We start from the raw sequence: 6,356 nt of genomic DNA, 5'->3' as shown, positions 1-6,356 counted from the left end.
GCTCGTCGGCAGCGTCAGATGTGTATAAGAGACAGATATCGCCCGGATGGATGCTGCGGATCTGCATGACGAATCTACGGCAGAGCTCGAAAAGAACATCTCGGATATCGAAGAAATCAACCGGAAAGTCAGAGTGAATCTGGATAAGGAAAAGGCTGAAACCGAAGCGCAGGAATATGCACAGAAGTACGACGAGTATTCCGTACTGCTGGAAGAGGTTCGCAGTGAACGTACGGATCTTCTGAAAGGATCTAATCTCCCGCTCGAAGGTCTGTCGGTAGAAGACGGTGAGCTCACATATAAAGGATTCAAGTGGGACAACCTCTCCGGAGCAGATCAGATGAAGGTTGGAGTGGCTATCGTCAGAAAGCTGAATCCGAAGTGCGGTTTTGTGCTTCTGGATAAGCTGGAACAGATGGATATGGATACGTTAAATGAGTTTGGAGTATGGTTGCAGCAGGAAAACCTGCAGGTGATCGCAACGAGAGTTTCTACCGGCGATGAGTGTTCCATCATTATTGAAGACGGCTACAGCAAGCCGAATGAACCGGAAGTGCCGGCGCCATCATGGAAAGCAGGTGAATTTTAATGCTGAATGTTGATATCACATCAGGAAAGATCAATAACAAAGCCCAAAAGGTCGTGATCTACGGACCGGAGGGAATCGGTAAATCGACTTTTGCAGCGCACTTTCCGAATCCTCTTTTTATCGATACGGAAGGCTCTACAGGAGAGCTTGACGTCAGGAGACTGCCGGCACCCACCAGCTGGCAATATCTTATGTGGGAAATTGATCAGGTGAAAGCAAATCCGGATGTTTGCAGCTCGCTGATCATCGATACTGCAGACTGGGCAGAAAGACTTTGCATCAATAATCTGTGCGAAAAAAATCAGGTGTCCGGAATCGAGGGCTTCGGATACGGGAAAGGTTACGTGTATCTGGAAGAAGAATTTGGCCGGTTTTTAAACCGGCTGTCGGATCTCATCGATCTTGGAATCAACGTCGTATTTACGGCGCACGCTACAATGCGAAAGTTTGAGCAGCCGGATGAATCAGGCGCTTATGATCGCTGGGAACTGAAGCTACAGAAAAAAGACGGACCGCTGCTGAAAGAATGGGCGGATATGGTGCTCTTTGCAAATTATGAGACCTTTGTCGTTAAGGAAGGCTCTGGGGATATGAAAAAAGCCAAGGCAAAAGGCGGCCGCAGGGTGATGCACACCGTACACCATCCGTGCTGGGACGCCAAGAACCGAAAGGGTTTTCCGGAAAAGGCAGAGTTTGATTACTCAGTTATCGCAGCAGCCATTCCGGATAAATCGGCAGGAAGAACAGAAATGCCGGAACCTGCCCCACCAGTAGAAGATCCGGCAGCAGCGCAGGCAATGAATGAACCTGCAGCGGTAAATCAGCCAGAGTCGCAAACGCCACAGACTGATCCGACGCCGGCTTCTGATGGTTCTGCCAAAACGCAGCTTTATGACCTTATGAATGCTCATCAGGTTACAAGGAATCAGATTCAGGATATCGTTGCAAAAAAAGGATATTTCCCGGCGAAGACGCCGATCGAGAATTATCCAGATGATTTTATCAAAGGTGTGTTAGTGGGAGCCTGGGATCAGGTTCATAAAGCTATTTTAGATGAGGAAATACCATTTTAAGGAGGAATAAGATATGAGTTACGGAAATGTACCAGAAGGATTCGTGCCGAATGGAAGCGCAGACAGCTTCGATGACAGAGAGTTTGGCTGGGATGATGAAATCGAAAAGGATGGTCCCGATTACATAACGCTCCCGGAAGGAGATTATGACTTTGAGGTAGTTGATTTTGAACGTGCACGGCATGAAGGCAGTGAAAAGCTGCCGCCGTGCAACAAAGCGATCGTACACATCAGAATCAAAGGAAAAGATGCAAGCGGACATGAAGGAGTAACGATCATCCGGCACCAGCTTTTCTTACACACTAAGGTAGAAGGAATGCTGTGTGCGTTCTTTACAGGAATAGGGCAGCGTAAAAAAGGTGAGAAGCTAAAAATGAACTGGGCGATGGTCCCGGGATCCCGAGGAAGATGCAAGGTCGGGACCAGAGAATATAACGGTAAAACATACAATGAAATCAAGAAATTCTATGAGCCGGCATCCAGCCAGCCAGCGCCGCAGCCGCAGCAGGCACAGATGTCATTTGAACAGGGGAAATTCTAAATGGCTATGGAAATGAGACCGTACCAGCAGGAAGCAAGGCAGGCTGTTCATGAGCAATGGGAAAATATCGATCGCACTTTGCTGGTGCTCCCGACGGGGACTGGCAAGACGATCGTTTTCTCTAAGATCGTAGAAGATCGGGTGAGAGCCGGCGGCAGGGCGCTTATTCTTGCTCACCGGGGCGAGCTTCTGGATCAGGCTGCAGATAAGCTGGCGTCGGCGACCGGACTTCACTGCTCCACCGAAAAAGCGGAACAGACCTGCATTGGCAGCTGGTTTCGGGTAACGGTCGGATCTGTGCAGACTCTCATGAGAGAAAAGCGCTTAAAGCAGTTTGATCCGGATTACTTCGATACGATCATCGTGGATGAAGCGCACCACTGCATCTCAGACAGTTATCAGAAAGTGCTTTCGCATTTCTCCGGGGCAAAGGTCCTGGGCGTGACGGCAACGCCGGATCGGGGTGATATGAAGAACCTCGGAAGCTATTTTGAGAGTCTGGCATATGAATACACGCTGCCAAAGGCGATCAAGGAAGGATATCTTTGTCCGATCAAAGCGCAGACGATACCGTTAAAGCTAGATCTATCTTCGGTAAGTATGCAGGCGGGAGACTTTAAGGCAGGCGATATCAGCACTGCCTTAGATCCATATCTGGAGCAAATTGCAGAAGAGATGGGAAAAGTTTGTCATGATCGGAAGACTGTCGTGTTCCTGCCTCTGATCAAAACAAGTCAGAAGTTTTGCGAGATGCTCAATAAAGCAGGCTTTGCCGCTGCGGAGGTAAATGGCGAGAGTATGGACCGGGCGCAGGTGCTGCAGGATTTTGATGATGGAAAATACAACGTCCTCTGTAACAGCATGCTGCTTACGGAAGGCTGGGACTGTCCGTCTGTTGACTGTGTGGTGGTGCTCCGGCCGACAAAGGTGCGAAGCCTTTATTGCCAGATGGTAGGACGCGGTACACGTCTTTCCCCGCAGACTGGAAAAACAGAGCTTTTGCTTCTGGATTTTCTGTGGCATACCGAGCGGCATGAACTTTGTCATCCGGCACACCTGATCTGTGAAAATGAAGAAGTAGCAAAGCAGATGACTGAAAACATCAAGGATGCACCGGCACCTGTAGATATCGAAGAGGCAGAAGCGCAGGCTGCAGAAGATGTAGTAGCGCAGCGTGAAGAATCACTGGCTAAGCAGCTGCAGCAGATGAGGACCCGCAAGAGAAAACTTGTAGATCCATTGCAGTTTGAGATGAGCATCCAGGCAGAAGATCTGTCCGGGTACGTGCCGGCCTTTGGCTGGGAGATGGCGCCGCCATCTGAAAAACAGACAAAAGCTTTAGAAAAACTCGGAATCTATCCGGATGAGATCGATAATGCAGGAAAGGCGTCAAAGCTTCTTAACAGGCTCGATGCCAGAAAAAAAGCAGGACTTACGACGCCAAAGCAGATCCGCTTCCTGGAAGGAAGAGGTTTTCAGCATGTTGGGACGTGGGAATTTACTGCGGCTAAGCATCTGATCGACCGGATCGCAGGAAACGGCTGGAGAATTCCAAACTCCATTGATCCACACACTTATATACCGCCAAAGACTGAAGGAGAAACGGCATGGAAAAATATAGCCTGGTAGATTTAATTCAATATATAGACCCTAGAGATCTTTCTTACGAGGAATGGCTTGCGGTAGGAATGGGTCTAAAAGAAGACGGTTATACGGCAGCTGACTGGGACAGCTGGAGCAGAGCTGATCGGGAGCGTTACCACGGTGGAGAGTGTCAGAAAAAATGGGACAGCTTCCATGGGATGGCCGGAACCAAGGTAACTGCCGGTACTATCGTGCAGATGGCAAAGGATAGAGGCTGGAAGCCGGATCCGGGGATGGAGCTTGACTGGGACGCCGAGATCAGCACCAAGGATGAGCTGGTCGTTGTCGAAAAAGAATGGCTGGAAGGAAAAGAGATCCATGAGCCGGGGGATGAATGGAATCCTGCTGGGGAACTGATCAAATATCTGGAAACGCTTTTTAATAGCGATGAAAACGTCGGATATGTGACCAGCTGCTGGGAAAAGGACGGAAAGTATCTTCCAAGCAAGGGAGCGTATGACCGGACCGCTGGAGAGCTGATCGAGCTGCTGGGAAAAAATAAGAATGATATAGGAGCGGTAATCGGCGACTATAAGGAAGCTGCCGGTGCATGGATCCGGTTCAATCCGCTGGATGGGCGCGGCGTGAAAAATGAGAACGTTACTGATTACCGTTTTGCCCTGGTCGAGTCTGACAATATGGAGATCGAAGAGCAGAATGCCATCATCAGAGAGCTGGATCTTCCAGTTGCGTGCCTTGTCTACAGCGGCAAGAAGAGTCTGCATGCCATTGTAAAGGTGGATGCCAGAAGCTACGAGGAATACAGAAAGCGTGTTGATTATCTTTACGAGGTCTGCAGAAAAAACGGGCTGAAAATAGATAGTCAGAACAGGAATCCTTCGAGGCTTTCCCGGATGCCGGGAATTATTCGAAACGGCAGAAAGCAGTTTCTCGTAGAGACTAATATCGGAAAAGAGTCCTGGGAGGAATGGAGAGAATGGATCGAAAGCGTCAATGACGATCTTCCGGATCCAGAGAGTCTCCTTGATACCTGGGATGATCTGCCGGCACTTTCACCGCCACTTATTGACGGAGTGCTTCGGCAGGGACATAAGATGCTGCTTGCAGGTCCGTCGAAAGCTGGAAAGTCCTATGCGCTCATTGAGCTTTGCATAGCGATCGCAGAGGGTAAGAAGTGGCTGCAGTGGAATTGTGCAAAGGGTAAGGTGATGTACGTTAATCTGGAGCTGGACCGGGCGAGCTGTCTGCATCGTTTCAAGGATGTATATGAGGCAATGCACATTAAGCCGGCAAACCTTAATCATATCGATATCTGGAACCTGAGAGGAAAGAGCGTGCCGATGGACAGGCTGGCACCAAAGCTTATTCGTCGGGCAGCTAAGAAAGACTATATCGCGATCATTATCGATCCGATTTATAAGGTCATTACCGGTGATGAAAACAGCGCTGATCAGATGGCTCATTTCTGCAACCAGTTCGATATCGTATGCAGCGACCTGGGTGCAGCGGTGATCTACTGCCACCACCACAGCAAGGGTGGTCAGGGGCAGAAGCGCTCCATGGACCGTGCATCGGGCTCCGGGGTATTCGCAAGGGACCCAGATGCACTGCTGGATCTGATTGAGCTTGAGATCAGCGAAGAGCTCCTTACGCAGAAAAAGAACGAGTTTACCTGCAGGGCATGCATCGATACTCTGGATAAGTATTCGGACCGCTGGGAGGATCATGTGTCCCAGGATGATATGTGCAGCGCTGTGCAGATGAAAAAAGCCTGTGACAGCCATTTAGAGGGCATACAAGCACGGGAGGCGGAAGCTGCTGTAAGAATGGCTGAGAAGCGAGCAGAGAGCCTCACCGCGTGGCGAATCGAGGGGACGCTCAGAGAGTTTCCGAAGTTTGCTCCAGTGAATCTGTGGTTTGATTATCCGGCGCATTCTTTAGATCAGAGCGGGGTGCTTCAGGACGTTCAGCCGGACGGCGATCAGGTGAGTTGGAAACGAAATTTTAAGAAGAAAAAGACGCCGGAAGATCGCAAAAAAGAGAAAAAAGAATCGGTGGAAATGGCATATGGAGCATGCAGTATTGACGGCAAAGTTACCCTTGTAGCACTGTCAGAATATATGGGAGTTACGGAAAAAACTGTAAGAAATCGCTTGAAAGAGCATGGAGGATTCTGGATCGATGATGGAGTTGTTGGTAAAAAATAGAAGGAAAAAGTCGAAGGGAAACACTTTCCCTGACAGGGAAATTCTCGAAGGGAAAATTTTCTTTCACAGGGAAAAAGTCGAAGGGAAAATTTTCCCTAGGGAAGGAAAAAGTCGAGGATTTTCCCTACTTTCCCTCAGAGGGAAAAAGTCGGTGATTTACCGAGATTTTCCCTAGGGAAGAAAAAGGTACTCCCCTAAAGGGGAGTAATCAGACTGTAGACAAAAGCCCGACCTTAGAAATAAGGTGTCGGGCTTTTTCTATATCCATATTAAATTCCCAATAAATGGAGACTTCCTGAATAACGTTGATAAAAACCGCATGACCTGTCTCTTATACACAT

At 49.0% G+C, this 6,356-nt stretch carries 5 protein-coding genes; all 5 read left to right on the top strand.

What is annotated here, in order from left to right; genetic code table 11:
- Window positions 1-46 precede the first annotated feature (46 nt).
- Genes H8876_RS01045 through H8876_RS01025 form a run of 5 tightly spaced genes read left to right on the top strand, consistent with a single transcriptional unit; the run spans window position 47 to window position 6,015 of the window.
- On the top strand, window positions 47-589 hold the full coding sequence (locus H8876_RS01045; protein WP_346727819.1) for a hypothetical protein: 543 nt from the start codon (window positions 47-49) through the stop codon (window positions 587-589).
- Window positions 589-1,662, top strand: a complete 1,074-nt coding sequence (locus H8876_RS01040; RefSeq protein ID WP_249286170.1) for an ATP-binding protein — start codon at window positions 589-591, stop codon at window positions 1,660-1,662. The genes H8876_RS01045 and H8876_RS01040 overlap by 1 nt, the downstream gene beginning before the upstream one ends.
- 13 nt (window positions 1,663-1,675) lie before the next feature.
- On the top strand, window positions 1,676-2,203 hold the full coding sequence (locus tag H8876_RS01035; protein WP_249286169.1) for a DUF669 domain-containing protein: 528 nt from the start codon (window positions 1,676-1,678) through the stop codon (window positions 2,201-2,203).
- Window positions 2,204-3,832, top strand: coding sequence for a DEAD/DEAH box helicase (locus H8876_RS01030; RefSeq protein WP_465250721.1), 1,629 nt, complete (start codon window positions 2,204-2,206; stop codon window positions 3,830-3,832).
- On the top strand, window positions 3,811-6,015 hold the full coding sequence (locus tag H8876_RS01025; protein WP_249286168.1) for an AAA family ATPase: 2,205 nt from the start codon (window positions 3,811-3,813) through the stop codon (window positions 6,013-6,015). The genes H8876_RS01030 and H8876_RS01025 overlap by 22 nt, the downstream gene beginning before the upstream one ends.
- Window positions 6,016-6,356: the final 341 nt, after the last annotated feature.

Origin of the sequence: Lentihominibacter faecis (genome assembly GCF_014306095.1) — a bacterium.
Lineage (GTDB): Bacteria > Bacillota > Clostridia > Peptostreptococcales > Anaerovoracaceae > Lentihominibacter > Lentihominibacter faecis.
The sequence above is the reverse complement of the archived record's forward strand: the minus strand, read 5'-3'. Positions and strand labels throughout refer to the sequence as shown.